General features: G+C 74.5%; 19 protein-coding genes. 2 read left to right on the forward strand and 17 right to left on the reverse strand.

Features of this window, described 5'->3' with window-relative positions; all coding sequences use genetic code 11:
• Positions 1 to 70 precede the first annotated feature (70 nt).
• A complete protein-coding gene (locus tag ACZ7LB_RS26405) occupies positions 71 to 469 on the reverse strand; it encodes a cupin domain-containing protein (RefSeq protein ID WP_471471706.1) in 399 nt (132 codons plus the stop codon).
• Positions 466 to 1,920: an MFS transporter gene (locus tag ACZ7LB_RS26410; RefSeq protein WP_471471707.1), complete on the reverse strand. Its 1,455-nt coding sequence runs from the start codon at positions 1,918 to 1,920 to the stop codon at positions 466 to 468. The genes ACZ7LB_RS26405 and ACZ7LB_RS26410 overlap by 4 nt, the downstream gene beginning before the upstream one ends.
• A gap of 225 nt (positions 1,921 to 2,145) precedes the next feature.
• Between ACZ7LB_RS26410 and ACZ7LB_RS26415 the strand changes: the two genes are divergently transcribed.
• Complete coding sequence (locus tag ACZ7LB_RS26415; RefSeq protein WP_471471708.1) at positions 2,146 to 2,814, forward strand: TetR/AcrR family transcriptional regulator; 669 nt, start codon at positions 2,146 to 2,148, stop codon at positions 2,812 to 2,814.
• A gap of 211 nt (positions 2,815 to 3,025) precedes the next feature.
• Here ACZ7LB_RS26415 and ACZ7LB_RS26420 read toward each other — a convergent pair whose 3' ends face one another.
• From ACZ7LB_RS26420 to ACZ7LB_RS26490, 15 genes are all read right to left on the reverse strand, one after another.
• Positions 3,026 to 3,742, reverse strand: a complete 717-nt coding sequence (locus ACZ7LB_RS26420; RefSeq protein WP_471471709.1) for a 4'-phosphopantetheinyl transferase family protein — start codon at positions 3,740 to 3,742, stop codon at positions 3,026 to 3,028.
• The gene (locus ACZ7LB_RS26425) at positions 3,739 to 5,169 is read right to left on the reverse strand and encodes a condensation domain-containing protein (RefSeq protein ID WP_471471710.1); all 1,431 of its coding nucleotides are present in this window, start codon (positions 5,167 to 5,169) and stop codon (positions 3,739 to 3,741) included. The genes ACZ7LB_RS26420 and ACZ7LB_RS26425 overlap by 4 nt, the downstream gene beginning before the upstream one ends.
• Before the next feature lie 296 nt (positions 5,170 to 5,465).
• Positions 5,466 to 6,893, reverse strand: a complete 1,428-nt coding sequence (locus ACZ7LB_RS26430; protein WP_471471711.1) for an MATE family efflux transporter — start codon at positions 6,891 to 6,893, stop codon at positions 5,466 to 5,468.
• A complete protein-coding gene (locus ACZ7LB_RS26435; protein WP_471471712.1) occupies positions 6,886 to 8,049 on the reverse strand; it encodes an acyl-CoA dehydrogenase family protein in 1,164 nt (387 codons plus the stop codon). Before ACZ7LB_RS26435 ends, ACZ7LB_RS26430 begins: the two co-directional genes overlap by 8 nt.
• The gene (locus tag ACZ7LB_RS26440; RefSeq protein ID WP_471471713.1) at positions 8,046 to 8,720 is read right to left on the reverse strand and encodes a hypothetical protein; all 675 of its coding nucleotides are present in this window, start codon (positions 8,718 to 8,720) and stop codon (positions 8,046 to 8,048) included. The genes ACZ7LB_RS26435 and ACZ7LB_RS26440 overlap by 4 nt, the downstream gene beginning before the upstream one ends.
• A complete protein-coding gene (locus ACZ7LB_RS26445; protein ID WP_471471714.1) occupies positions 8,717 to 9,634 on the reverse strand; it encodes a hypothetical protein in 918 nt (305 codons plus the stop codon). The genes ACZ7LB_RS26440 and ACZ7LB_RS26445 overlap by 4 nt, the downstream gene beginning before the upstream one ends.
• Before the next feature lie 3 nt (positions 9,635 to 9,637).
• On the reverse strand, positions 9,638 to 9,892 hold the full coding sequence (locus ACZ7LB_RS26450; protein ID WP_414930665.1) for an acyl carrier protein: 255 nt from the start codon (positions 9,890 to 9,892) through the stop codon (positions 9,638 to 9,640).
• 5 nt (positions 9,893 to 9,897) lie between these two features.
• Positions 9,898 to 11,199, reverse strand: coding sequence for a type III PLP-dependent enzyme (locus ACZ7LB_RS26455; protein ID WP_471471715.1), 1,302 nt, complete (start codon positions 11,197 to 11,199; stop codon positions 9,898 to 9,900).
• A complete protein-coding gene (locus ACZ7LB_RS26460) occupies positions 11,189 to 12,559 on the reverse strand; it encodes a preATP grasp domain-containing protein (RefSeq protein ID WP_471471716.1) in 1,371 nt (456 codons plus the stop codon). The genes ACZ7LB_RS26455 and ACZ7LB_RS26460 overlap by 11 nt, the downstream gene beginning before the upstream one ends.
• Positions 12,560 to 12,615: 56 nt before the next feature.
• The gene (locus tag ACZ7LB_RS26465; RefSeq protein WP_471471717.1) at positions 12,616 to 13,548 is read right to left on the reverse strand and encodes a 3-oxoacyl-[acyl-carrier-protein] synthase III C-terminal domain-containing protein; all 933 of its coding nucleotides are present in this window, start codon (positions 13,546 to 13,548) and stop codon (positions 12,616 to 12,618) included.
• Positions 13,545 to 13,829: an acyl carrier protein gene (locus ACZ7LB_RS26470; RefSeq protein ID WP_471471718.1), complete on the reverse strand. Its 285-nt coding sequence runs from the start codon at positions 13,827 to 13,829 to the stop codon at positions 13,545 to 13,547. Before ACZ7LB_RS26470 ends, ACZ7LB_RS26465 begins: the two co-directional genes overlap by 4 nt.
• 50 nt (positions 13,830 to 13,879) lie before the next feature.
• Positions 13,880 to 15,598: an acyl-CoA dehydrogenase family protein gene (locus tag ACZ7LB_RS26475; RefSeq protein ID WP_471471719.1), complete on the reverse strand. Its 1,719-nt coding sequence runs from the start codon at positions 15,596 to 15,598 to the stop codon at positions 13,880 to 13,882.
• Entirely contained in the window at positions 15,595 to 17,313 is a 1,719-nt protein-coding gene (locus ACZ7LB_RS26480; RefSeq protein ID WP_471471720.1) for an acyl-CoA dehydrogenase family protein, read from the reverse strand. The genes ACZ7LB_RS26475 and ACZ7LB_RS26480 overlap by 4 nt, the downstream gene beginning before the upstream one ends.
• Complete coding sequence (locus ACZ7LB_RS26485; protein WP_471471721.1) at positions 17,310 to 19,091, reverse strand: fatty acyl-AMP ligase; 1,782 nt, start codon at positions 19,089 to 19,091, stop codon at positions 17,310 to 17,312. Before ACZ7LB_RS26485 ends, ACZ7LB_RS26480 begins: the two co-directional genes overlap by 4 nt.
• A 2,235-nt stretch (positions 19,092 to 21,326) precedes the next feature.
• Positions 21,327 to 21,779, reverse strand: coding sequence for a hypothetical protein (locus ACZ7LB_RS26490; RefSeq protein WP_471471722.1), 453 nt, complete (start codon positions 21,777 to 21,779; stop codon positions 21,327 to 21,329).
• 441 nt (positions 21,780 to 22,220) lie between these two features.
• Here ACZ7LB_RS26490 and ACZ7LB_RS26495 point away from each other — a divergent pair.
• Positions 22,221 to 26,542, forward strand: a 4,322-nt coding sequence (locus ACZ7LB_RS26495) for a beta-ketoacyl synthase N-terminal-like domain-containing protein (protein ID WP_471471723.1), incomplete at its 3' end; no start/stop codon positions are given.

Genomic DNA, 26,542 nt, shown 5'->3' on the forward strand with positions numbered 1-26,542 from the left:
GGCCCCCTCCTCGGGGGCACCTGCCGGGGAGGGGGCCGGGGGCGCGGAGCCGCGGGTCATGGCACGCGGCTCAGCGCGCTCCGGAACGGCGTTCGAGACGGGTGCCGTCGCGCAGGGTGACCGACATCAGGTCGCAGGGGCCCTCCGGTTCGAGGCGGTGCCGGCGGCCCCGGGGCACGACGACGGCTGTGCCCGCCCCCAGCCGGAACGTCTCCTCGTCCTCGTCGGGGTTCGTCGGGCGCAGGACGAGGCGGACCGCGCCGCTGAGGCAGCACACCGCCTCGTCGGCCGCCGGGTGCGTCTCCCCGTGGTCGGCGTGCACATCGGCGCCGGTCTCGACGTGGAAGAGGGCGATCTGCCAGGCGTCGGTGCCGTCGCCGGCCATCCGGCGTCCGGCGGCCCGGACCCCGCCGTCGTGGTGGAGGCGCAGGGCCGAGGCGAACAGGTCGACGGTGGTGGCGGTGGTCATGAGGGGGTTCCTTCCAACTGGTCGTCCTTGGGGGCGGGGTCGGGGGCGGGGGAGCGGGGCACGGCGGTCCGGCCGCGCGGCAGCACCCACAGCGCCACGGCCGCCGCGAGCACGAACAGGACGGCGGAGACGGCCAGCGCCAGGGCGTAGCCCTCGTTGAGCGCGGCGGGGCCGGCGGCCGTGCCGGTGCGGTGCGCGGCGACGGTGGCGAGGACCGCCAGGCCGACGCAGCCGCCGAGCTGGCGGGAGCTGTTGAGGAGACCGGAGGCCATGCCCGCCTCGCCCGGGGCGACGCCCGTGGTCGCGGCGGCGGCGACCGGGGCCAGCACCAGCCCGGCGCCGACGCTGGTGACCAGGGACGGTCCGAGCACATCGGTCAGGAAGCCGCCGTCGGCCCCGATCCGCGAGAACCAGGCCAGTCCCGCGGCGGCCAGCAGCGCGCCCGGCACCAGGGAGGCCCGGGGCGAGCGCGCCGCGGTGATCCGGATCGCGACGACCGTTCCCGCCACCAGACCCACGGAGAAGGGCAGGAACGCGACGCCGGTCGCCGCCGGGCCCATGCCCAGCACCTGCTGCATGTACAGGGAGACGAAGTAGAACGCCGTGAACTGCCCGGCGGCGGCCAGGAACACCAGGATGTTGGCGCCCGCGATCCAGCGGCCGCGCAGGAGGCCCGGACGGAGCAGGGGCGAGGAGGAGCGCGCCTCGGTGCGGGCGAACGCGGCGAGCAGGACGGCGGCGACGGCGAGCGTCGCCCAGGTGACCGGGGAGCCCCAGCCCAGGGCGTCGGTGCGGACGACGCCGAGCACCAGCAGGCCCACCCCGCCGGTGGCGAGGACGGCGCCCGGGACGTCGAGCCGCTCGCCCCGGACGGGCGGCGTCCCGGCGGGCACCCCCGCCGGGACGAGCGCCAGGGCCAGCGCGACGACGGGCAGGTTGACCAGCATGACCCAGCGCCAGCCCGCGTACTCGGTGAGCACTCCGCCGGCCAGGACCCCGAGCGCGCCGCCCGCGGCGTTCACCGCGCTCCACACCCCGAGCGCGCGCACCCGGCCGGGCCCCTCGGGGAAGGCGGTGGTGAGCAGTGCCAGCGCGGCGGGCGCGACCGCCGCGGCGCCCAGGCCCTGCCCGGCGCGGGCGGCGATCAGTTGCCACGGCGCCTGGGCCAGGCCGCCCGCGAGCGAGCACAGCCCGAAGACGGCCAGCCCGGCGACGAACACGCGCCGCCGCCCGTAGAGGTCGCCGGCGCGTCCGCCGAGCAGCAGGGCGCCGCCGAAGGCGAGCGCGTAGACGTGCACGACCCAGGACAGGCCGAGGGGTGTGAACCCCAGTGCCGAGCGGATGGCGGGCAGCCCGACATTGACCACGGACATGTCCAGGGCGACCACGAACTGGGCGACGGCCGCAGCCGCCAGCACCACGCCCGGCCTTGCTCCAGAGTTTCTATACATGTAAGAAAACTACGCCGCCCAGGCCCGTCTGACAATTCCCGCCGCCGTGCGGCGGCCGCGCGGCGTCGGGTGCGTCCGCCCGGCACTCGGCCCCGCGCCCACGTCGGGACGTGTGCGAGTCCCGGGCCGGTGCGGCGGGAGCGCGTGCGAGGCGTCGTGACGCGGACGGGAACTGCCGGACGGGCCCGGGCACCGTCTGTCGGCAGCCGGGGGGATGATGGGGGCATGCCGCAGCCATCCGCACCCCGCAGGTCCCCGGGCCGCCCGCCCCGCATCTCCCGGGAGGAGATCGTCCGGGCGGCCCGCCGGATCGTCGCCGAGACGGGCGCGGACCGGCTGACCATGCGGCGGCTGGCCGCGGAGGTGGGCAGCACGCCCATGGCCCTCTACCACCACGTCCGCGACAAGGAGGAACTGCTCGTCCTCCTCCTGGACGACTACGCCGCGCGGACCCTGCGCAGGTTCGAGCCCCCGGCCGATCCCCGCGAACGGGTCGTCGCCGCCGCCACCGCCATCCACACGGCGCTCGCCGACTGCCCCTGGATCGTGGAGGTGCTGACGGCCGACGACCTGATGTCCACGTCGGCGCTCTGGTTCGTCGAGCAGATCGTCGACGGGCTGGTCGACGCCGGGCTCTCCGCCGACCGGGCCGTCCACGGCTACCGCGCGATCTGGTACTACACCGCCGGGGAGATCGTGGTCCGGACGGCCTCGGCCCGGCGGCGCGCGGACGGCGGCCGCGCGACCTACCGGGAGCAGGTGTTCGCCGGGCTGGACCCGGAGGAGTTGCCGCGCCTGGCCGGGGTCGCCGACCGCTGGGCGCCGCTGACCGCCGAGGACACCTACCAGGACGGGCTCAGGGCCCTGGTGCGCGGACTCCTCGCGGACGCCTGACACGGGCCGCGGGTCCGCCGACGGAGGGAGCGGCGGTGTCGATCAGGGGCGGCGGAGGCATCCGCCGGGGCCGCGGCAGCCGGGCGGGGCGGTCCGACCGGGCGGCGGCCCGGGGGCCCGCCGGACGGCGGGGGCCCGCACCGCCGGGTGGTGGCGCGGGGCCCGCACCACCACCCGGCTCGCCGGCACCTGCCAGTGGCCGGGGAGCCGGTCAGCCCCGGCCCGGGGCGGCGCTCCCGGCGGCCGTGCGGTCCCGTACCCGGAACGGCCGGGCGTCGCACAGCGCGACCGCTCCCACATGGGCGGGTCCGGCGGGCAGGTCCGCCACCGTCCAGGTGCCGGGCAACCCGGGCGGCCCGTGGACCACCCGGGGCCGGGGCCCGGTGCCCACCGCCAGCCCCAGGCCCCGCACGAGCCGGCCCCCGGCCGCCTTCACGCACGCCTCCTTGCGGGTCCACAGCCGCAGGCACCTGCGCACCCGGTCCGGCTCCTCGCCCCCGGCCACCCAGGCGCTCTCGTCCGGCGGGAACCAGCGGGCGGCGAACCGGACGGCGTCCCGCTCCGGGCGGACCTCCTCGACGTCCACCCCGACCTCCCGTCCCTCGCACAGGGCGAGGACTGCCAGGTCACCGGAGTGGGAGAGGCTGAAGTGCCAGCGCCCGGCCCCGGTCCCGCCGTCCGGGAAGGGCTTGCCGTGCGGGCCGAAGCGCAGCCGCACCAGCGCGGGAGGGACACCGAGCCGTTCCCCCAGCACCAGCCGGGTGCGGGCGTGGGAGACGGTGAAGCGCCGCCGGTGCCCCGGGTCGCGCAGCCCGGCCCGCCGCTCCCGCTCCCGGGCGTCGAGCAGCCCGGCCAGCCGCTCCACCTCGGGAGCGGGGAGGTCCAGCGGGAACCGCCAGACCTCCACGGACGCGGCGGCCCCGCTCACCGGGGCGAAGGACCCGGGACGCCGAGCCCCGCCACGGCCGGGAAGTCCGCCGGGGCCACCTCCCCCGCGGCCAGGGCGAGCAGCACTCGTTCCAGACCGCGCAGGAATCCCTCGATCCTGGCGGGCGGCATCCGGGAGGTGTCGCCGAGCAGGGTGATCCGGATGAGCCCGGGATCGCCGAAGACGTCGAACGTCTCCAGGAAGAACGCCACTTCGTCCTGCTCCAGGCGGTCCGCCCAGCGGAACTCCGACTCCCGGGCCGCCTCCGCGAGTGCGGCGGCGGTGAGGACGGGGCGGTCGTCGTCGTCCCGGGTCGTCGACCAGAGGTCGTTCACCAGGCAGTCCACGGCCACCCCCGCCTCCCCGGTCAGGGCGCGGGCCCGTTCGGGACGGAACTGCCCGTTGCGGTGGGCCCCGAGAGTGGCGGACCACACACTGCGCAGGGCGTCCGCGAAGGAGTCCCCGGACACGTCGACCGCCACGAACACCTCCTGCGCCAGGTTGCCCACCGCGTGGTGGAGTTCCGGCCGGAAGCGGTTGGCGGTCACCAGCCTCAGTCCGCAGGCGTCCAGGCCCTCGCCGCGGGCCAGCAGCGTCGCGGTGGCGGCCAGCAGCACGTTCGGGACGGTCGAGCGGTGCCGCGCGGCGGCGGCCCGCAGGGCCTCCGGCACCGCCCGCGACACCAGTTCGCCGCGCCAGAACCGCGGCTCCTCCGGATCGCCGGGCGGCCGGGGGAAGTTGTCCGCCGGGGCCCGGTCGAGCTGGGTGCTCCAGTGGCGGAGCGCCTTCTCCTCCATGCGGAGGCCCGCCGGTGAGTTCTCGAACTCCGCCTGCTCCAGGGGTTCGCGGGCCGGGGAACGGGGCGGCGGGGCGGTGCCCGCGGCGAGGGCGGTCAGCAGCGCGTCCAGCTCCGCGATCAGCAGCCGGACTCCGGTCAGGTCGGCCGCGAAGTGGGACAGGCACAGGACGACGGCCTGCGGCGCCCCGTCCAGCACGCCGACCAGGGCGCGGAAGGGCACGTCGGCGGTGGTGTCGAAGCCCCGGGACTCCAGCCGCCGCGCGGCCTCGGTGAAGTGCACGCGGAGCTCCGCGCCGTGCTCGGCGCCGGTCAGTTCGAGAACGTCGGCATCGAATGCGCCCTCGGCGAGGACCCGTTGCTCCAGCGCCCCGTCCGCTCCGGGCACCGCCAGGGTGCGCAGCGACTCGTGGCGGGCGACCAGTTCGGCCAACTGCTCCAGTACGCCGGGGAGACCGACGCCCGGCGGGACGAAGGTCACCTGGGCGACGTTGAAGAACGCGGTGTCGGGCAGCATGGCCACGATGTCCCGCCAGATGTGCCGCTGGCCCCAGGTGGCCGGGCCGGTGGCGGCGCGTTCGCCGCGGAAGGCGATCCGGTGCCTCACGGGATCGGGTGTCGGGTGCGTCATCTCATCCCCCTGTGCGGGTCGTTCGGTGCGAGTCGTGCGGGTGTGCGTCGCGCGGTCGTGCGGGTCCGGGGACCCGTGGGCCGTGCGGGCCGTGGGTCTCGTGCGGGCGGGCGGATCGGGCGGGCACGCGGATCGGGTGCGCCGCCCGGTGCGCGGGCCATGGGTGCCGTGTGCGGTGCGGGTCGTACGGGAGGGGCCGCGCGGGGGCGCGGCCGGTGGCCCCGTGGAGCGTGCGCGGGGGTGGCGGGGCGGCCGTCACCGGCCGGGTGTCCGGGCGCCCGCCGCCCCGGGCCGGGTCAGGGGCCCGCCGTACCACCCCCGGCGACGGGACCCCGGTCCGGGACCGCCGCACCGGCCGCCGCCACCCCGCCGGGGGCGTCCCCGTCCGGGGCGGCCCCCTCCCGGGCGGCGACCCGGCGGACGAACAGCACGGTCGCCACCACCGCCGCCACCCCGAGCCCGTTGAAGGCCGCGATGGTCCGGTAGAGGGCGACGGGCCCCGACGAGGCGGCCAGCCACCCGCCGACGCTCACCGCGCCCACGAAGTACACGGCGTTCATGGCCAGCGCCGCGGGCCCGCCGCCGACCTGTTCCAGGACCGTCAGCGCGGCCAGCACCAGGCCCATCAGCAGATAACTGAGCCCCACCGTGCCCAGGTAGAGGGAGGTCTCGGCGGCGATCCGAGGATCGGCGGACATCAGCCCGGCGAACTGGTCCCGCCCGGCGTAGGAGACCGCGGCGAGCACCGTGTACGCCCCGGCCGTGATGCGCAGCCCGGCGTGCAGCGCGGGGCCCAGCGACCGGCTGCGGCCCGCGCCGCGATGGCCGTTCAGCACGATGGCGGTGGCCGAGCCGAGCACCAGCCCCGGCATGATCAGCAGCGTCTGCAGCGTCGCCGCGTTGGCGTAGCCGGACTGCACCGACGGGCCGAACGGGGCCAGGATCCGCATCAGCGCCAGGTTGGAGGCGCAGATCACCAGGTAGGAGGCGCCGACCGGGACGCCGACGGCCAGCAGCCGCCGGGCCGCGGCCCGCACGGGCACCGGCCCCGGCCGTCCGGCCGCCGGGCCGAGCAGCCCGGCCCGGCGCAGCAGCACCCAGCCGAGCGCCGTCCCGGCCAGCCCCGACAGCGCGACGGCCGGCGCCACCCCGTCGATCCCGAGACCCGCGCCCATCCCGAGCAGCGCGACCCCGCCGACCTCCGTCAGCGCCGCCAGCAGGGTCACCGCCGCCGCCTGCCGGGCGAGACCGCAGCCGCGCAGGGTGGTCGCCGTCAGCGCCGGTCCCAGCAGCAGAGCCGAGGCCGGGGCGATGGCCCGCAGGAACGCCGTGAAGTCGTCCCGCGCGGCGCCGGAGACGCCCATCAACTCGCCCAGCAGCGGGGCCAGGACGATCAGCAGCACGCTGAACGCCGCCCCCGCGCCAGCCGCCAGCCGGGCGTTGGCGCGCAGCGCCGCCCCGGCCGCCCGGAGGTCCCCGGCACCGTGCGCGACGGCGGCGGCCACCTGGTTGCCCGCGCCGGTGCCCGCCGTGAGCGCGAGGAACAGGAACTGCACCGGCATGAACAGCGCCCGCACGTAGTGCGCGTCCCCGTCCATCCGGCCCATGAGCGCGAGCACGGCGAGGGGGACGAGGACGGCGACGACGTCGGCGGGGAGCATCGGCACGGCGATCCGCAGCACGGACCGGGCCGGGCCCCGGGCCGCCCCCGCCGGGTCAGTCACGGTCGATCTTCCCCTGGGACAGCCCCTGGAACAGGTTGAGCCGCTGGATGTTGCGGGTGCCCTCCATGAACTCCACCCCGCGCGCGTCCCGGGCGAACTTGTCCAGCAGCGGATGCTCCAGGCGGGCCCCGGGACCGAAGTACTCCAGGGCCTCCAGGGTGACCTCCTCGGCCAGTTGGGCGGCCCGTGCCTTCGCGGCCGAGGCCAGGGCGCCCAGCCCCGGGTCGTCCAGGTCGACGGCCGCGCCGGCCCGGTACACCAGCCGCCGCACCCCCTCGATCCGCAGCGCCATGCGCTCCAGCGCCGCCGCCTCGTGCGCGCGCGGTGCCCGCCGGTTCGCCACGACGTACTCGTACGCGCCGCGGGCGATGCCCAGGGCGAGGGCGGCGACCCCGGGGCGCAGCCGGTTGAAGCCCTGGACGGCGCCCATCAGCCCGCGCCGGGTGGGGGACAGATGGCGGCCGAGGACCCGCTCGGCGGGCACCTCGACATCGGTGAGGCGGACCTCGCAGATCTGGTTGCCGCGCAGCCCGACCGTCTCGAACGGCACCGCCTCGAAGCCCGGCCGGCCGGTCTCGACGAGCGCCGCCACCACACCGAGCGGGCCGGGCCGGGTCCGGGCGAAGACCACGCCGAAGTCGCTGCGCGCCGCGTTGCCGATGAACCGCTTGGCGCCGTTGAGCAGCAGCGGACCGTCCTCCTCCCCGGGAGTGAGGGCGGTGGTGAGCGAGGCCGCGTCGGATCCCCGGTCGGGCTCCGTGAGGGCGAGGAAGGTCCACGACGGACGCTCCATCAGCCGCCCGTAGAACCAGGACTGCTGCTCCCGGTCCCCGAGCAGGGCGACCAGGACACCGGAGAGCGACGGGCCGGGCGCCGCCAGCAGCATCCCCGCGTCGACGGCGGCGATCTCCTCGCAGAACACCACCCGCTCCAGCCCGCCGGTGCCGTAGTACGCCTCCCCGTCGACCCTGATCGGGTCGGGCTGGTACTCGCGGGGGACGGGGGTGCGGGACAGGTAGGAGAACAGCGGCAGGTCCAGGTGGTCGCGGACGCGCTCGGGGTCCTCCTCCAGCGGGAGCGCCAGCGGGCGGATCTGCTCGGCCCACTCCCGCGCGGTGTGCCTGAGGGTGCGGAGCCGTTCGTCGAGCAGGGTCACGGGGCAACCTCGTTACCGGCCGGGGCCGCGGCGTAGACGTCCGCGAGCAGTTCGGAGACGTGGGCGCTCTGGCCGGGGCCGTCGGCCCGGAAGCCGTGGCCGCCGAGCAGCCGCAGCAGGACGCGGTCGGCGCGGGTCACGGCGCGGTGCAGGGCGGTCAGCTCCCCGGCCGTGAACCGGGCCCCGGGGCCGAGCAGCCCACGCAGTTCAAGGTGTTCGGTCAAGGCCTCGGCGAGGCCGTCCCCGACCAGTTGCCGCACCAGCAGCGGACTGCCCCCGAAGGTGCGGGCGGACAGGTACTCGACGCAGTCGTCGAGCAGGGCCTCGGACAGGCCGAGCCGCAGCCGGGCCAGGCCCAGCACCCATCGGTCGCACGGCTCGTCCGGGCCGGGTGGCAGCGGATGGCGCAGCGCGACGAGCACCTCGCCGTGCAGCCGCACGGTCCGCGGCGCGGACTCGGCGGCCCGGTCGCGCGGGGCGGCGCGCCCGCCGCGCAGCACCTCCCGCGCGCTCCCGGCGGGGCCCGCCGGCAGCAGGGCGTGGCCCGCCGGGCCCAGCGGGAGCGCGTCGGGCGCCACCCCGGCCTGGAGCGCGGTCAGCGCCGCCACCAGCCCGTGCTCGCGCGCGGTACGGCGGATCGTGTCGCCGGGTTCCTCTCGGACGGCGGTCATCGGCCGGTCTCCTCTTCTCGCGGACGCAGGGTCACCGAGCACAGGCAGAGGTGGCCGAGCGCCCGCTCGTACTCGACGAGGGTCACGCGCTCGGGCGCGCCGCCCGGGGCGGGCACCAGACGGGCGAGCTCCTCCCACACCCCGGTGCAGGGCAGTCCCCGGGCGGTGGTGACCAGCCGCCCGGCGCCCCCGGCGGCACCGGGGAGGTCCCGGCCCGGGTCCACACCGGCCCCGGCGAGCAGCACCCCGGGGGCCGGTTCCGCGGCGAGGGCCCCCGCCAGCAGTCCCGCCACCGCCTCCGGTCGTACGCCGGTCCACTGGGCGAGGCGGGTGTCGGCCTCCTCGTCGGCGGTGAGCAGCAGCCCCACCGCGCAGTCGGCGGTGGCCGCCCGCTCCGGCGGCACGGGTGCCGTGTACGGGCGGCTGGACTGGTCGAGGGCGATCAGGACCGCCCGGCCGGGGCCGCCGGAGCGGATGTACTCGCCGGTCAGCCGCAGTGCGGTGAACGGGGCCGCGGAGCCCTGGTCGCTCACCCCGACCGGCAGCGGGTCGCCCGGGAGCAGCTCGCAGACGTAGCCGGTCGGCGAGCGTTCCATGTCGGAGTCCTCGACGGCGTGGGCGGTGGCCAGCAGGTCGACCGGGCCGTCGAACGGGCCTAGGGTGCCCACCACTTCGGCGGCCATCTCGGCGTAGCTGTTGCGGGTCGTGCCGTCCAGGAAACCGGGGCGCAGCCCCACGCCGTGGATCTCGGACAGGTCGGCGAAGTAGTGCTCCAGCCAGGGGACCGGGCCCCCGCGGACGAACCGCCGGCCGGGCCCGAAGCGCCGGGCCGTGATCCCCCGCACCCGCAGGGGCAGGCGGACCGGGCCCGGCCCGGGGGCTGCGGCCAGGGTGGCCGCGGCGCTCAGGTACATGGGTCAGGCCTGCTCGATCACGTAGTCGGCGAGGGTGCCTACGGTGTCGAAGTGGTGCTGCTCCAGCGAGTCGGTGTCGAACTCGATCCCCAGTTCGTCCTCCAGCCGCATCAGCAGTTCCAGCACGCTGGTGGAGTCCAGGCCGAGGTCGTCGAAGAGGCGGGGCGAGTCGTCGCCGGGCTCCAGGTCGCGCTTGAGGACCTGGCCGAGCGACTCGTTGATGCGGGTGACGACGGTGGCGCGGGTGAGGTCGGACATGGTGGTCAGTTCCCTTCGGTGCGGGTCCCGGCCTCGGCGGCCGGGGGGTCGTAGCGGTGCTGGCGGCCCAGCAGGTCGTCGGTGGTGTCGCGGTCGCGGACCAGATGGGCCCGGCCGCCGTCCACGAGGACCTCCGCCGGGTAGCCGTGGCTCAGGAAGAAGACCGGCGAGGCGGTGGGCCCGTAGGCACCGGAGCGGTCGACGCCGATGAGGTCGCCGACCCGGACGGGCGGCAGCATGACGTTCTTGCCGATGGTGTCGTTGGGGGTGCAGAGCGGACCGGTGACCACCCACGGCTGGTCGGCGGGCTCGTCGAGGCGGTTGAGGAGCCGCATCGGGAAGTTGCGCTTGACGAAGGAGCCGATGCCGACGGCCGCCATGTGGTGGTTGGTTCCCCCGTCGGCGACGGCGAAGTTCTCGCCCATCGAGGTCTTCACGTAGCGGACCCGGACCACGTAGGTGCCGGCCGGGGCGGTCAGGTAGCGGCCCAGCTCCAGCAGCAGCCGGGTGCCCGGGTGGGCCCGGGTGAAGCTCTCGACCAGGGGGTTGAGACCCCGGGTCAGCACCTCCGGGTCCAGGTCCCGTTCCTTCTCGAAGTACCCGACGCCCAGGCCCCCGCCGATGTCGACGAGTTCGAGGGCGAAGCCCAGCCGGGCCGAGACCCGTTCCGCGAGGTCGAGGACGCGGGCCGAGTTCTCGACGATGACGTCCTCGCTCAGGATGCGGGTGCCCAGATAGGCGTGCACCCCCATCAGCCGTACGTGGGGGTGCCGTTCGGCCAGGTCCCCGGCGGCGAGCAACTGCTCCTCGTCGATGCCGAACTGGCGGGGCTTGCCGCCCATGGTGAGACCGGAGCCCTTGACCGAGAAGGTCGGGTTGACCCGCAGGGCCACCGGCGCCACCACGCCCCGTGCCGCCGCCAGTGCGTCGACCAGTTCCAGCTCGCCGAAGGACTCCACCACGATGGCGAGGACGCCCTCGGCGAGGCAGGCGTCGATCTCCTCGCGGCTCTTGCCGGGACCGAGGAAGATGATGTCGTGCGCCGGGACCCCGGCCCGCAGCGCGGTCACCAGCTCGGCCATGGAGGAGACCTCGGCCCGCGCGCCCAGCGAGCGGAGCAGGGCGCAGACCGAGACGTTCGGGTTGGCCTTCAGCGAGAGGAACATCTCCAGCGCCGGGTGCAGCCGCGAGCGCAGCCCGTCGAACTGCGCGCGCAGCACCGCGCCGTCGTACAGGTACAGCGGAGTGCCGTACTCCTCGGCGAGCCGGCCGACGCCCAGCCCCTGGATCCGGAACTCACCCGTCATGACCGTCCTCTTCCCTGAGCGCGGCCAGCCGGGCCGTGATCGCTTCGTCGATGGTGTCCAGGAACCGGGGGGAGTCCCCGATCAGCAGGCCGTGGAGCCTGCCCTCGTAGGAGGTGCCGTCCCCGGTGGCGGCCGCGTTGACGGTCGCGAAGTTGTTGATCAGCAGTCCGCCGCCGGAACCGGTGAACAGCAGGTCGCCCAGCAGGCCGCGCAGCCGCCCGAAGCCGAGCGGCGTCCGCAGCCGGACCGGGTAGTGCCGCGCCAGCGCGTGCAGCCCGGGGCCGATGAATGCCTCCTGCAGCCGCGACTGGTACGTCGACATGTTGTGCCGGGCGTTGATCTCGACGACCGGGTAGACGCCGCCCCCCGGGTCGGTCATCGCGTCGACGCCGACGACGCCGAAGTACCCGTCCGCGGCCAGCCGTTCGCCCAGTGCCTCGGCGGCGTGCCGCACGGCGTCGTGCTGGAGCGGGGTCAGCCGTGCCGGGAAGCGGTGCCCCTTGTGCACGCCGCCCTCGGTGATCGCCTCCTTGACGAAGTCGAAGTGGACCGAGCCGTCCCGGCCCACGGTGAACTGGTAGTTGAGGTCGGCGGCCTTGTCGACCCACTCCTCCACCACCAGCACCACCCGGTCGTCGCCGGAGCGCTCCGCGCGCCGGGCGATCATCCGCCGGAGCGTGTCGAGCCGGCGCTCGTCGTCGAGGACGCTGATGCCCTTGCCGGACACGCCGAAGGCGTCCTTGACGACGGCCCGCCGGCCGGACCGCAGCAGGGCACGGGCCCGGTCGAGGGCGGCGTCGAGTTCGGTGAGGTTCCCGCAGGTCCAGCCGGGGGCCTGGCGCAGCCCGGCGGCGTCGGCCGCCCCCCGGCTGTAGATCTTGCTGTTGACGGCCTTGCAGAGGGCGGCGGGCGGGCCGCCCAGGGGCAGTCCGGTCAGGGCGGACAGCTCCTCCTCCAGGACGGAGGTGCCGTGCGGGACGATCCGGGCGCCGGGCCCGAGCGCGCGCAGCGCCTCCTGGAGGGCGGGGTCCGCGAGGGCGTCCCGGGTGACGGTCTGCCGGGGGTCGCCGCCGGAGACGGTGTGCACCCGGGGCAGGTCCAGGCCCAGTTCCTCCAGATAGCCCAGGTGTTCCGGGTCGGGCGCCGCCTTGAGGACGACATGGTCCCCCTTGCCGGCCAGCAGCAGCGTGAACTCGTCCATGCGGTGGACGACCGCGCTGCCCCCGGTGAAGGCGACCCGCGGCAGCCCGGGCTCGCCGCGGGCCCATTCGTCCTCCACCTCGAAGTTGCCGAGGAGGACGAGCGGGGTGTCGGGCGAGCCGGTGAGCGCCGTCCGCAGCCGGCCCATGAAGTCCTGCATCGCGGTGACCGCTCCTTTCTGTCGGGTCCGGTGGCCGGTGCCGCCGGGTCCGGTGGTCAGTGTTCGAGCACCATGGCGGAGAAGGTCGCGCCGAGGCCGACCGCCGCCATCAGATAGCGGTCGCCGGAGCGCAGCAGTCCCCGGTCGGCGGCGGTGCGGTAGTTGAGGAAGGGATCCGCGCAGAAGCAGTGCCCGGTGACGGGCACGTTGTCCAGCAGCACCTTGTCCAGCGGGACGCCGAGGTCCCGGCAGAGCCGCACCCAGGAGACCCGGTTGACGTTGTGCGGCAGGATCAGCGCCAGGTCGCCGAGGGCCGTCCCGGCCCGCTCGGCGGCGGCGAGCAGCACCTCGGCCAGGGCGGCGGGGTACGCCTGCTGGAACTGCGCGGCCACCTCGGGGGTCAGCGAGAGGGCGGCGTTGAACCGTCCGTGGGTGCGGGTCGCGTAGCCGAGCACCCGGTCGCGGTCCCCGCCGACACCGACCAGGACCGCGGCCGACGCCTCGCCGTTGACGGCGGTGCCGGGCACCGTCCGCGCGGCCGGGGTGAAGGTCTTCTCCCCGGTCAGCACGAGGGCCAGCGCGTCCGGGTCACCGTCGGAGGCCAGCAGCTTGCCGCACAGGTCCACCGCGAGCAGACCGGAGGCGCAGGCGTGCTGGAAGACGCTGAACACCTGGGCGTGGCCCAGGCCGAGCGCGTCGCGCACCTCGTGCAGCGGATTGACCGGGTAGGGCGCCACGGCCGGCATGGTGCGGGCCTGGACGACATAGCGCACCAGATGCTCGCGCCCCCGCAGGGCCGCCATTCCCCGGGCGGTGGCGAGCATCAGGTCGGCCACCGTGCCCTCGGGCTCGCGCAGCACCTGTGAGAGCCCGAACACCCGGCGCATCACCCGGAGCTGGTCGTCGGAGAGGTCCAGTTCCTCCTGGAGGTCGGCCACCGGCACGCTTTGGGAGGGGAGGTGGGCCGACACGGCCCGCAGCGCGGTCACGGCGTGCCCCGGGGCGGGTCCGCGCGGTGCTCCGCGGCCACACCGGCCAGATGGGCCGACAGCTCCTCGACGCTCTGGTAGTCCCAGACGACCGTGGGGTCGATGGGGAAGCCGAGGTGGTCCTCCAGGTCGCCGCAGAGCACGAAGGCGTAGACGGAGCCCAGCCCGTAGTCGCTGAGCGGGATCCCGGGGTCGATCTCCTCCGGGGCGCACTCCAGGTAGGAGGCGACCCGGTGGGCTATCCACTCCCGCAGTTCGGTGTGGCGGTCGGTGGCGGGCAAGGCGTTCTCCAGGATCGTGGTCCGGTGGGGCGTACGGGGGAGCGGGCGGGTCAGCCGGGCAGGTGCCGCCCGGCGAGGTCGAAGCCGCGCCGGGCGTCGTCCCGGGCGAGCAGGGCGCGGAACATGGGCTCGGCCCGCCCCGGCGGGAGCCGCCCGCCGCGGCCGGTCCGGCCGAGCAGCCGGGTGAGGGCGGCCTCGGCCCACAGCGGGTCGGCCAGGAACGGGTCGCCGCCCTCGCGGTTGTCCCGCCAGGTGGTCAGGCAGCAGGCGGCGGCCAGCACCGCCGCGTAGCGGGCGGGGACCTCCAGCGCGTCGGCCGGGCCGCCGACCGCCAGGTCCCGGGGGGCCAGCGCCAGCGCGTCGGCCCGTACGCGTTCCGCCTCCGCGGCGAACAGCCCCGCCAGACGCCCCAGTTCGCGGCACTCCGCGTCCCCGGCCAGTTCCCCGGCCATCCGCGCGGGCACGGCGGCCAGCTCGTCCGGCCCGGTGGCCGCGAGGGTGATCCGGCCGAAGTCCAGCGGCGGCAGCGGCGCCCCGATCCGCGACAGCAGCGCGGGCGTCGCCCCCGTCCCGGCCGCCCGGCGCGCCGCGCCCGGCAGCTGGGGCAGCACCGAGGCCAGACAGGCGACCCGGGCGGCATGCCCGAAGCCGACCACCTGGAGATCCCGCAACTGCTTCTGGAAGACGGCGAACTCGCCCTCACGCAGGTAGAAGTGGGCGCCGAGCACCACCGAGAGCCGGTCCATGGCGTCCATCAGCCGCTTGGACACCAGGAACTTCACGGCGGACGAGTACAGGGCGGTCGCACCGGGCAGGAGATGCACCGCGCGGGCCCCGGTGGTGGACACGGCGTCGCACACCAGCAGATCGGTGAACGCCTCGGCGAGGGTCTGGCGGACCAGCGGCAGATCGCTCGCGTGCCCGCCGTAGAGCCGCCGGGAGCGGACGAAGCGCAGGGTGGTCCGCAGCCCCGTGTCCAGGATCGTGGTGGCCATCGCGGGCAGCACGCTCCGGGTGATCTGGAACGAGCGGAACGCGCTCTCCACCCCCTGCCCGAGCCGCCCCACCACGGCCTCCGGGCCGACCGGGCAGTCGTCGAACTCGATGCCGCCGAGCAGCACCCCGCGCATCCCCGCGCTGGGGAAGCGCGGACGGTACCGGAAGCGGTCGGCCGGCAGGTCCTTCTTCTCCACCAGCAGCTGCGAGTGGCTGCGGGAACCGGGACGGTCCGAGGTCCGGGAGAAGATCACCATCGCCTCGGCCCGCTCGACGTTGCTGACCACCTCCTTGCGGCCGTGCAGCCGCAGGGTGCCGTCCGCCCGGGGCCGGGCCGCGAACTCCGCCCCGGCCAGGTCGTTCCCGTGCTCCAGCTCGTGGTAGAGGGTGGCCACCCGGCCGCCGTCCAGCAGGAGCCCGGCCAGGCGCCGCCGCTGCTCCTCACTGCCCGAGGACCAGACGTTGACCGCCGCGATGAACGAGGACGCCCCGTACCCGAGACCGAGCGCCGGATCGCGCCGGAACACCGCGCGCATCACCTCGACCAGCCGGTCCAGCCGGTCGAGGCGGCCGCCCAGCCCGACGGGGACGAACTCGGCACCCAGCCCGTAGGAGTCGAGCAGACGCTCGGCGTCGGCCACCACCTCGTCCCGCTCGTCCGCCGCGACGGTCGCGGCGTGACCGACCGGGTTGGCCGGGTCCCAGGGGTCCCCGAAGCGCCGTTCCAGCTCCTCCGCCCCGGTGCGTGCGGCCGCCGCCGTCGTCCCGTTCACCGGGTCTCCCCTCCGGTCCGCGCCGGCTCCGGCGGGGCGGTGGCGCCCACCGCCTCCAGCGTGTCGAACAGGGCGTCGAACTCGGCGTTGTCGCCCTCCGCCCCGCCGTCCCGCTCCGGGGATGCCCCGGCCAGGAGCACCGCGAGCGCGGCCCTGGCCCAGAGCCCGTCCCGCCACAGCTCCGGCCGGGCCGGGGCGCCGCCGCCCGCCAGCCACAGGTGCAGCACGGCGGCCCCGGCGAAGCACTCCTCGTACTCCTCGGCCAGCCCGAAGGCCCGTACGGAGGCGACGGGCGAGGGCCGCAGCGCGGCCAGCTCACCGTGGAGCGCGTCGCAGCGCGCGGCCAGCCGCCCGGCCAGGGCGAGCAGCCGGGGATCGGTCCCCGGCTGCTCGCGCAGCGCGGCGACGGCGGACGGCACGCTCTGCACGAGGCTCGAACCGCCCCGGGAGACCAGCTCCAGCCGCCCGGGGTCGGTCGGCGGCGCTGCCGGGCCGGGGCCGACCGCCCGCGCCAGCCCGGCCGCGTCCACCCGGCCTTCCCGGTAGCGGCGGGCCAGCACCGGGAACTGGTTGACCAGCGCGTTGCGGTTGACCGCCTGGTTCCCGTCGAAGATGCCCACCACCCGGTGGTCCCGGGCCAGCTTCTGGAAGGAGCCGTGCTCGTACAGTCCGGTCAGGAAGGCCCGGCCGCCGAGGAGCTCACCGCAGTCCGCGACGAGCGCGTCCACCCGCTCCGGCACCAAGGACTTCACCACGCTGGAGGCGACGCTCTGCTCCCCGGGCAGGGCACCGGCCGAGCGGTTCGCGACCAGGCTCACCGCCTCGCAGGCCAGCAGCGTGGCATGGGCCCGGCCGAGGGTGCGCCGCACGTGCGGGAAGCGGATCAGACGGCTGCCGTACAGCTCGCGGCCCGAGGTGAAGGCGACCGCCTGGCGCAGCGCGTGGTCGGCGGCGCCCAGCGAGAGCGCGGTGCAGACGGTGCGGGTGAGCTGGAGCGTCCTCAGCACCGTCTCGGCACCGCGCCCGGCCTCGCCGACGAGGGCGTCGTCCGGTATCCGCGCCCCGTCGAAGGCGATGCCGCTGATGTCGGCGCCCCGGATGCCGTGGGTGCGCTGCTTGGGCAGCAGGCGGTACCGGCCCGGCTCCAGCCGCCGCTTGTCGACCAGGAAGAGGCTGTGGGCGCGCGGACCGCCCGCCGGGTCGGTGCGGGCCAGCACGCAGATCAGCTCGCCCCGCGTGGCGTTGTTGATCAGCCACTTCTCGCCGGTGAGCCGGTAGCCGCCCGAGGGGTGGGGCTCGGCCGTCACCTCGGTGGCCATCAGATCGCTGCCGTGGGCCCGCTCGGTCAGCCCCCAGGAGACCGGAGCCCCGGCGATCAGCCGTGCGGCCAGGGCACGGGCCTGCTCCGGGCTCCCGGCGGTCCAGACGCAGGCCGCGCCGAGATAGCTCTTGGCGTGCCCGATCGCCACCGTGAGGTCGCGCCCGGCGACGACCCGGATCAGGCCGGCCAGTTCCTCCAGGCCGGTGAGCGCGCCGCCGAACTCCTCGGGTACGTAGTGCCGGGGCAGGCCGAGCCGGTCCAGCTCGGCGCAGATCGCCTCGGGGAACTCCTCGGCCCGGTCGAGCTCCGCGCAACGGGCGTACGAGAAGGGTGTCCCGGGGTCGGACGGGTCCCCGAGCGCCCGCTCCAGCCCGGCGACGGTCAGCGCGCTCACCGGGCCTCCCCGGCTCCGGCGCGCGCGGCGCGGGCCCGCTCCAGCGCGGGGCTCACCCGCTGGTGCAGCACCCGCAGTTCGCCGTCGAGCAGCAGCTCCCGGGTCAGACCGCGCTGGATCTTGCCACTGGTGGTCCGCTGCACGTCACCCGGCCGCACCAGGACGACACTGGGCACCGCGACACCGAACCCGCCGCCCAGCTCCCGGACGATCCGGGCGATCAGCTCCTCCGGGGTGGTGGCGCCGAGCTGGGCCGGGCGGGCCTCCTGCACCACCGTCAGCTGGTCCCCGGCGGACGGCACGGTGAACACGGCGGTGGCGGTGCGCTCCAGCGCCGGATGGGTGGCGCGGACGGCGGCCTCCAGATCGTGCGGGTAGAGGTTGCGGCCGTTGAGGATCAGGAGTTCCTTGATCCGTCCGGTGACGTACAGCTCGCCGTCGGCCAGCAGCCCCCGGTCCCCGGTGCGTAGCCAGCCCCCGTCGCCGTCGGCTGTGACGGCGCCGAAGGCCAGCGCGGTCCGCTCCTCGTCCTCCCAGTAGCCCCGGGCCACGCTCGGACCCCGCACCCAGAGTTCGCCGACGGTCCCCTCCGGCAGCACCCGGCCGTCGTCGGGGTCCACCGCCAAGACCTCCACGCCGGGGCAGAGGCGGCCGCTGCTGACCAGCGAACGGACCGTGTCGGAAGGTGTGTCGGGGCCGACGGGGCGGAACTCGTCCTTGGCCAGGGCCTCGGCGTCGACCTCGGTGATCACGGGCGGCAGGTGGGAGCGCGATCCGGAGACGCACAGGGTGGCCTCCGCCATGCCGTAGCCGGGCGTCGGGGCGCCGGCGTCGAGGCCGGCGGCGGCGAAGCGCTCCGCGAAGGCGGTCAGGGTCCGGGCGCGGACCGGCTCGGAGCCGTTCATCGCGTGGGTCCACCGGGACAGGTCGATGCCCGCGAGCTGGGCGTCGGTGATCCGCTGGGTGCACAGGTCGTAGGCGAAGTCCGGGGCCGGGGACACCTGGAGGTCGTAGGCGTCCATCAACCGCAGCCACAGGTGCGGGCGTTTGAGGAAGGTCGCCGGGGACATCAGCACGATGGTGCTGCCCAGCGTCAGTGGTGTGATCAGGAGCCCGATCAGCCCGAAGTCGTGGTACATCGGCAGCCAGCCGCCCCAGCGCGTCTCCTGCCGGACGTCGACCGTGCCGCAGAACGCCTCGGCGTTGGCGAGGACGTTGCCGTGGTCGACGACCACGCCCTTCGGGTCGCTGGTCGACCCGGAGGTGTACTGGAGGAAGGCGACGGTGCGCGGTCCGATCCGCGGCTCGCGCCACTCCTCGGCGGGCGGCGGGGAGCCGCCGTCCACGGTCAGCACGGGAAGGTCCGCCAGACCGCACTCCCGGGCCCAGTCGGTGACCGCCCCGGCCGTCGCGGAGTCGGTGAGCACCGCGCTCACCCGGGCGTCGCGGGCGATTCTGGCCAGCCGGTCCCGCTGACGCCGGTAGCCGTCGGGCATCGGGGCGGGCACGGCGATCACCCCGGCGTAGAGGCAGCCGGTGAAACCCCCTGGGAAGCCGAGGCCCGGCGGATGGAGCAGCAGCACCCGGTCGCCCTCGGCCACTCCCGCGCGCTGGAGCAGGGCGGCCGTGCGGCGGGCGGTCTCGTCCAGCCCCCCGTAGGTCGTCTCCTCGTACGCGGCGGGGTCGGCCGGATCGGTGCTGAACCCGACCGCGGGCCGGTCGCCGTGCTCGGCGGCCCGCTCGCGCAGCAGGGCCACCAGGCTCTCGTGCTGGGGCATTTAGGCAGACCTCCTGCAATATTATTTCTCGTGTTCCGGTATTCGTTCTCGGTCCGGAAAACGGCTCGGCGGAGCAGCGCGAAGGAATGGCCGGAACTTTTCGCGGCGGCCGGGCGAGGCAGAGCATACACGTCCCGAAATTAGTTCGAAATTGAAGGTTCCGGTGCCCGATGCGGAAACGGAAAACGCCTCCCCGTCGCCCGGAGCCGACCGCTCCGGAGGCGGTGCCCGGGCCCCGGCGAGGGGTCGGAGGAGGGCGGAGAGGGTGGGGCGCGGGGGTCCGTGGCGCGTCGGCCCCTCGGTGACGGAGAGTGCCCGGCCGGTCGCCCGGTCGATGGGCCCGCCGCGGGGTGCGGTGCTCCGATCGCTGTCACCCATCGTTGACCTGCGGTGACGTCCCGCTCCGTCCGCTGGGGCGGCCGGGATCGCGAGGTGCGGGCGTCGCGGGGACGGCGGATCACGGTCAGGCGTGGGTGCCCCGGGCCGGGTGGCGGAGGGGCGGGCCGGCCGGGTCAGCCGCCCGAGCGTCCGCCTAATTGCCTGTACGCGGTCAAGTCGAAATTCCCGTCAGTGGGCAGGCGGAGCCGGAAAGACGTCAATCTCCGCCGCTGAGCATAAGGCCATGCGTGGGGCTTGAAAAGCCGCGCGCGGAATACTTGGCGGTAGGCCGGTGACCGGCATCCGCATTCCGGATGTCCGTGACGGTGTGTGCGTCGCGGAGAACGGGAGGTGAGCGGGGCTCGGGGGTGCTCGGTGGTATTAACGAAAGGGGGGAATTATCGCCGGTCGGCTTATTTATTGAGCAAAGGTACAGACCAATCGGACTGGGGGGAAAGGGGGCGGAAGGGGGCGAGTCGGAGGGGCCGGAAGCCGGTGATCCTCACGGGGTGCGGCGGACGGCGGTGCCCTGCCCGGAGCCCGTGGTGAGTGAGCCTTCCCGGGCGCCTCCTCGGGAGGGTGTCGGTGATCAGATCGTGCGGGGGCGATCGCGCAGGTGGCCCGCGCGCCGGGAGCGGGGCCGGGAGTGGGACCGGGGCCGACCGCGATCCGTACGGTCGAGCCGGGTCCGAACTCGGCCGGTCCCTCCGGACGCCCCGGTCGACGGATCGTCAGGAGAAGCCCTCCAGCGGTGCGGACGGTGACCGGGACGGTCCACCAGTCGCCGTCATGGGTGCCGTCGACCTTCACGGCCTCGGCCGACGCGTTCCGGAATGCATCCGGGAAGGGGGGGAGAGGGCCCGTGGAGGGAAGGGAGGAGGGAGAGGGGGTGGGGTGGGGCGGTCGACGCGGTCGCGGAGCCGCAGCAGTGCCGGCCGTCGGGCCGGACTCGACCCGCGCCCGATGGGCCGCCCCCGGGTGGCGGCGTATCCCCATGAGCATGCCCGCCGTGACGGAGCACCCCTCCTCGGCGCGGTGGTGCTGATGGCGCTGCGCGAGCCGCCCGGTGGCCGAGCCGATCGGCCGGGCGACGGCCCGCGCTCCACGGCGTCCGTCTCGGCCGGTGCCACCCCAACGGGTGATCTCCGAACCGGCGACCCACCCGGGCTCCAACGGCGACTCCGGACGGGGGTGTTCGGGCTCGGCGCGGGCGACGGGGGTCGCTCGGCCCGGAAGTGGCAGTGCCACCAGACCGCCCGGCAGCACCGGGAGCGCCGTGTCCGTCCGTCCCGGCGGTCGGGGCGGCGCGCGCCGCGACGGGGAGCGCCGCCGGTGGAGGGTGGTCCGGCGTCGGGCCCGCGTCGACCGCACCCTGTGCTCGTGCGTCCGGAGCGGGAAGGCGTCCGGCTCCCCGGTGTCCCGGGGTGGGCGGGGAGCGGGCACCGTTCACCCCGGTACCACAAGGGCAGCGGTTCCCGCCGTCCCTCGGGTGTGCGGGAGTCCGACGGGGGTGCGGATCAGAGGTGGGGCGGGGGGCCTCCGGTGCCCAGGGGGTGAACCGGGGCCGACGCGGAACAATTCACCGGATTGGTCCGAGAGGGGGGAGCGCTGGACTCCGAGCGGTTTGGCGGAGGGGTCTCGGCGCCCTGTGAGGCCGCGTCATTCGCGCTTCCCGTCCGCCGCTCGTCGCTATTCGATTGTTTTCGGCCAACTCTTTTGAGACATCGATGCGATGTCGTACGTGTGCTCCGTCCGGTTCATTGTGCGTATCCGTGAGGAAGGCGGTCGGGGCGGGCGGGGAGGTCTGTTCTCTTTCGGATGCCCCTGTTCGGTTGTGATCGTTCGGGCCGGATGGTCTCACTCCGCTTTCCGGGAGATCTGCCGGAGCATACGGCGCACCGCGTGGCGGTGGAATCCGGCGTTGATGACCAGAAATCGATAGGCCGCACCGGGCAATCCGGGGAAAATGCCGTACGAGCACGCCCCGAGGGATGTCCCGCCGGACTGCTCGGACAGGACGAAGCTGAGTTCATATGCGGAGAAGTGGTGTCGGCCGGTCAGTGTCAGCCGGGTGCCCGGGAGGCTTTCCGTGATGGCGAAACCGGGGAATGTGGACCCCCGGTCGGGCGGTGTTCCAGTGGTGTGAAGCGGGTTGGTTCCCACGATTCGGGCGAATCCGGGGCTGACTCCGAGGCGGGTCTCGACGACCCATTCAGTGAGGTATGTCCAAGTTTGCTGGACCGGTGCCGCGACCAGGATCCGGTGCTCGTCGATGAGGGGAAGCCCGGAATCCGGAATCTGAAAATCCATTGATCGTGCCTCTCCGTGGCGTGAAGGGGGTGACGAAAAGTCCGATTGGGTGGGCGTATGCGGGCATCATCCTCTCCTGTGCGGCGGGCGTGTTCCTTGGGGTACGGTGCCCGCTTTGGGTGAAGTGCGCTTCCTTTCGTGGGCATGGCCGACAGGCAATGCCCTGACCAGCGGGGAAAGGGTCGAGGCATTCCTTCCGGTCAAGCTACTAGCGGGTATGCATGGCGCCTTCAAGGCAATGGGGCGTGATGTACGTCACATGGTTGGTGGTCTGGCTAATTCGACTGCTAGCGTCTGCAACCGCATGAGCTCGGGCGGCGCCTAAGGCAGTTGATCTCCCGGCTTTTCGCATGTGACAACGGGGGCTGTCATGGATAACCGGGGGAAGCCGTGGCCGAGGTATGTCTTCAGCGGATCGCGATCGTCGGAATCGCGGCTCGAATGCCGCGTTCCGTGGGCCGCGAAGGGCTCTGGGGTCTGCTCAGTGAGGGAATAGACGCGATTCGGCCACGTGATGTCGGCCGCCCGTTCGGGCCCGAACGGGGCGGATTCGTCGACGACGTGGACGCGTTCGATCCCGAGTTCTTCGGGATGACGCCGCGCGAGGCCGCGCAGGCCGATCCGCAGCAGCGGCTCGCCCTGGAGCTGGCCTGGGAGGGGCTGGAGGACGCCGGCATCGTCCCGGCTCCCGGCGCCGACGCCCCGCGAGCCGGGGTGTTCCTCGGCGTGATGGCGTCCGACTACGCGGACCTCGTGGCCATGGCGGGGACCGAGGGCGTCACCCGCCACACCCTGACGGGCGTGGGCCGCTCCATCGTCGCCAACCGGATCTCCTACAGCCTGGGCCTGTCCGGGCCGAGCCTGACCGTGGACTCCGGCCAGTCCTCCTCCCTGGTCGCGGTGCACCTCGCGTGCGAGAGCCTGCGCCGCGGCGAGAGCGAGATCGCCCTCGCGGGCGGCGTCCACCTCAACGTGTCCCCGCTCAGCAGCGAGGTCGTCGACTCGGCTGGCGCGCTCTCCCCGGACGGCACGGGCTACGTGTTCGACGAGCGGGCCAACGGATACGTCCGCGGCGAGGGCGGCGGCCTCGTCGTCCTCAAGCCGCTGGCCCGCGCCGTCGAGGACGGCGACCACGTCTACGCCGTCATCGGGGGCAGCGCCGTCGGCACCGGCTCCGGTGAGGGCGGGCTGACCGTGCCGAGCGCCGACACCCAGGCCCGCACCATCTCCGAGGCCCTGGCGAACGCCGGGACCGACCCGTCCCAGGTGCAGTACGTCGAACTGCACGGCACCGGGACCCGGGTGGGCGACCCCGTCGAGGCACAGGCCCTCGGCGCCGTCTTCGGAGCCTCGCGGGACACCGCCGGGCCGCTCGCGGTCGGTTCGGTCAAGACCAACATCGGTCACCTGGAGGGCGCCGCCGGCATCGCCGGTCTGATCAAGGCCGCGCTCTGCGTGGACCGCCGCGAACTCGTCCCCAGCCTCCACTTCTCCCGGCCCAACCCCCGTATACCGCTGGGGGAGCTGGGCCTGCGCGTCGTCACCGAGAACGAGCCGTGGCCCGCCACGGGCGGAGGAGCGGTCACCGCGGGCGTCACCTCCCTGGGCATCGGCGGCAGTTGCTGCCACGTGGTCCTCACCGCCGCCCCGGCTGCCGGGCCGGTGGCGGAGGCCGTTGCGGGGGAGCCCCCTGCGGTGGTGCCGGTGGTGGTGTCGGCGAAGAGTCCGGAGGCGTTGGCGGGTCAGGCGGAGCGGCTGCGGGCGCGCCTGCTGTCCCAGCCTGAACTGACCGTGGCCGACGTGGCGTTCTCGGGCGTGACCTCGCGGGCGCAGTTCGAGCGTCGGGCGGCGGTGGTGGCGTCGGGTCGTGATGAGCTGGTTGCCGCGCTTGAGCGGGTGGTGGACGGTTCGGTTTCCGCGCGGGCGGTTGTCGGTGGGAAGACGGGTTTCCTGTTCACGGGGCAGGGTGCGCAGCGTGCGGGGATGGGTGCCGGTCTTGCGGTGGCCTATCCGGTGTTCGGGGTGGCGTTGGACGAGGTGTGCGGTCATCTCGATCCGTTGCTGGGTCGTTCGCTGAGGGAGTTGTTGTTCGCGGCGGAGGGTTCGGCTGAGGCCGGGCTGCTGGATCGGACGGAGTTCACTCAGGCCGCGTTGTTCGCGGTCGAGGTGGCGTTGTTCCGTCTGCTGGAGTCGCTGGGTGTGACGCCGGATGTGGTGGTGGGTCACTCGGTGGGTGAGCTGGCGTGTGCTCATGTGGCGGGTGTTCTGTCGTTGGCGGATGCGGCGAGGCTGGTGGCGGCTCGTGGCCGGTTGATGGGTGCGCTGCCGGAGGGCGGCGGCATGGTGGCCGTCCGGGCGGCCGAGGCCGAGGTTCTCGCCTCCCTGGAGGGCTTCGAGGGCCGTCTGTCTGTCGCGGCGGTGAATGGGCCGCTGGCTGTTGTGGTTTCGGGTGAGCTGGCGGCGTTGGACGAGTGGCTGCCGGTGTGGGCGGACCGTAAGACGACGCGTCTGCGGGTGAGTCATGCGTTCCATTCGCCGTTGATGGAGCCGATGCTCGACGAGTTCCGGGCCGTGGCCGAGGGGCTGGCCTTCGAGCAGCCTCGGATCGCGGTGGTGTCCAACCTGACCGGTGGCCTGGTCTCCGAGGAACTGGCCGATCCTTCCTACTGGGTGAACCATGTCCGTGAGGCGGTCCGTTTCGCGGACGGCGTCGCCACCCTCGCCGCTGAGGGCGTGACCCGGTTTGTCGAGGTGGGCCCGGACGCCGTGCTGACGGCGATGGCCCGGCAGATCCTCGACGAGGACCGGGCGGTCTTCGTCCCGACGCTGCGGGCGCGTACTTCGGAGGTTGAGGCGTTCGCCTCGTTCCTGGGGCAGGCCCACTGCGCCGGTGTTCCGGTCGACTGGGCTGCGTTCTACGCCGGTACCGGTGTCCGGCGCGTCGACCTGCCGACCTACGCCTTCCAGCGCGAGCGCTACTGGCTGGCGCCCGGGGGAGGCGCCGTGGAGCGGCCGGCCGGCCCGGCTCCGTCCTGGGATGCCGGGGCGACGGAGGCTCAGAAGGCGCCGGCGGGTCCGGGCGCGGGTTCGCCGCTGGCCGAGCGGCTGGCGGGAGTCGAGGACGGCGCACGTGAGCGCGCCGTGCTGGAACTGGTGCGGGACGAGGTCGCCGGTGTCCTCGGACACTCCTCCGGAGACCGGGTCGACGAGCAACGGGCGTTCAAGGACCTCGGGTTCGACTCGCTCGCGGGTGTCGAGCTGAGCGAACGGCTCACGGAGGTCACCGGCCTGCGGCTCCCCGGCTCCCTCGTCTTCGACCACCCGACCACCAGCGCCGTGGCCCGTCTGCTGCTGTCCGAGATCGAGGGCCGGGAGCGGACGGCGGCGCCGGTCGCCGGGAGGACCACCGGCTCGGACGAGCCGCTGGCGATCGTCGGCATGGCCTGCCGCTACCCGGGCGGTGTGGCGAGTCCGCAGGATCTCTGGCGGTTGGTCGCCGAGGGCCGGGACGCGGTCGGCGGCCTGCCGACCGACCGGGGCTGGGACCTGGAGCGGCTCTACCACCCGGACCCCGAGCACACCGGCACCATCTACATGCGCGGTGGCAGCTTCCTGGAGGGCGTCGGCGACTTCGACGCCGGGTTCTTCGGGATCAGCCCCCGTGAGGCCAAGGCGATGGACCCGCAGCAGCGGCTGCTGCTGGAGGCGGCCTGGGAGGCGCTGGAGAGCGCCGGGATCGACCCGGCCGCGCTGCGCGGCAGCGACAGCGGAGTGTTCGCCGGTGTCATGCCGATGGACTACGGCACTTCCCCCGAGTACGCCGGGGCCATGCCCGCCGACGCCGAGGGGCTGCGCCTGACGGGGACGACGTCGAGTGTGGTGTCGGGCCGGGTGGCGTACAGCCTGGGGTTCGAGGGTCCGGCGGTGACGGTGGACACGGCGTGTTCGTCGTCGTTGGTGGCGGTGCATCTCGCGGCGCAGGCGTTGCGGTCGGGGGAGTGTTCGCTTGCCCTGGTCGGTGGTGTGACGGTGATGTCGGGTCCGTTTCTGTTGCAGGAGTTCAGCCGTCAGCGGGGTCTTGCTCCGGACGGTCGCTGCAAGTCGTATGCGGCGGGTGCGGACGGTACCGGTTTCTCGGACGGTCTGGGGCTGCTCGTGGTCGAGCGGTTGTCGGACGCGCGCCGCAACGGTCACCGTGTGCTGGCGGTGATCCGGGGCAGTGCGGTGAACCAGGACGGTGCGAGCAATGGTCTGACGGCGCCGAACGGTCCGTCGCAGGAGCGGGTGATCCGGCAGGCGCTCGCCAACGCGGGTCTGACGGCCGCCGACGTGGACGCCGTTGAGGGGCACGGCACGGGGACGCGGCTGGGTGACCCGATCGAGGCGCAGGCGCTGCTGGCGACGTACGGGCAGGAGCGGGTGAACGGCCCGCTGCGGCTGGGCTCCATCAAGTCGAACATCGGTCACACCTCCGCCGCGGCCGGTGTCGCGGGCGTGATCAAGATGGTCATGGCGATGCGGAACGGTGTCCTGCCGCAGACGCTCAACGTGGACGAGCCGTCCCCGCACGTCGACTGGACCGCCGGTGACATCGAGCTGCTGACCGAGGCGGTGGAGTGGCCGGGCGGTGAGCGGCCGCGCCGGGCCGGCGTCTCCTCGTTCGGTGTGAGCGGTACGAACGCGCATGTGATCCTGGAGGCCGCGCCGGAGGAGCCGGTGGTCGCCGGGGTGGTGTCGGTGGTGGTGCCGCCGGTGGTGCCGGT

It is taken from the genome of Streptomyces sp. NPDC107521 (assembly GCF_055598485.1).

Excerpts from the sequence above, each read along its gene's own strand:
- ACZ7LB_RS26455 (WP_471471715.1), bottom strand. The coding sequence starts at position 11,199 with ATGACGGGTGAGTTCCGGATCCAGGGGCTGGGCGTCGGCCGGCTCGCC.
- ACZ7LB_RS26450 (WP_414930665.1), bottom strand. The coding sequence starts at position 9,892 with ATGTCCGACCTCACCCGCGCCACCGTCGTCACCCGCATCAACGAGTCG.
- ACZ7LB_RS26490 (WP_471471722.1), bottom strand. The coding sequence starts at position 21,779 with ATGGATTTTCAGATTCCGGATTCCGGGCTTCCCCTCATCGACGAGCAC.
- ACZ7LB_RS26425 (WP_471471710.1), bottom strand. The coding sequence starts at position 5,169 with ATGACGCACCCGACACCCGATCCCGTGAGGCACCGGATCGCCTTCCGC.
- ACZ7LB_RS26415 (WP_471471708.1), top strand. The coding sequence starts at position 2,146 with ATGCCGCAGCCATCCGCACCCCGCAGGTCCCCGGGCCGCCCGCCCCGC.
- ACZ7LB_RS26445 (WP_471471714.1), bottom strand. The coding sequence starts at position 9,634 with ATGTACCTGAGCGCCGCGGCCACCCTGGCCGCAGCCCCCGGGCCGGGC.
- ACZ7LB_RS26405 (WP_471471706.1), bottom strand. The coding sequence starts at position 469 with ATGACCACCGCCACCACCGTCGACCTGTTCGCCTCGGCCCTGCGCCTC.
- ACZ7LB_RS26410 (WP_471471707.1), bottom strand. The coding sequence starts at position 1,920 with ATGTATAGAAACTCTGGAGCAAGGCCGGGCGTGGTGCTGGCGGCTGCG.
- ACZ7LB_RS26460 (WP_471471716.1), bottom strand. The coding sequence starts at position 12,559 with ATGCAGGACTTCATGGGCCGGCTGCGGACGGCGCTCACCGGCTCGCCC.
- ACZ7LB_RS26440 (WP_471471713.1), bottom strand. The coding sequence starts at position 8,720 with ATGACCGCCGTCCGAGAGGAACCCGGCGACACGATCCGCCGTACCGCG.
- ACZ7LB_RS26485 (WP_471471721.1), bottom strand. The coding sequence starts at position 19,091 with ATGCCCCAGCACGAGAGCCTGGTGGCCCTGCTGCGCGAGCGGGCCGCC.